Here is a 458-nt window from a genome sequence, read left to right as displayed (position 1 = left end):
GCGGGTCAAGATGGAGCGAGATATCCTAAAAAAAGCTACAGCGTACTTCGCCAAGGAGTCGATGTGAAGTACGCCTGGATAACGCGCAACAAGAGTTGCTGGCCGATTTCCCTGCAATGCGAAATTCTCGGGGTAAGTCAGAGCGGCTACCACGAGCACTTCGCAAGACAGGCGACGCCACAGCAACGCAAGCATGTCAGCAACGATGCACTCCTGGTGCATATCAAGGCCATTCATGCGAAAACCAAGCAAGAATATGGATGGCCCAGGATCTGGAAAGCGTTGCGGGTACGTGGCATCTCTGTAGGTAAAGAGCGTGTGCGCAAGCTGATGCAACTGCACAGCATTAAAGCCCGCGGCAAGCGCAAATACAAAGCCACGACCGACTCTAATCATAGTTTGCCGATTGCACCAAACCTGCTCAACCGACAGTTTGCTGTCGATCAACCCAACCGCGT

The 458-nt window shown here is 52.8% G+C and carries 1 pseudogene; it reads left to right on the top strand.

From position 1 onward, the window contains the following. Positions 1-458 (top strand): annotated as a pseudogene (locus ACO0LH_RS28535) (IS3 family transposase); the annotation flags it as partial.

Origin of the sequence: Undibacterium sp. TJN19 (assembly GCF_049339485.1) — a bacterium.
GTDB lineage: Bacteria > Pseudomonadota > Gammaproteobacteria > Burkholderiales > Burkholderiaceae_D > Undibacterium.
The sequence above is the reverse complement of the archived record's forward strand: the minus strand, read 5'-3'. Positions and strand labels throughout refer to the sequence as shown.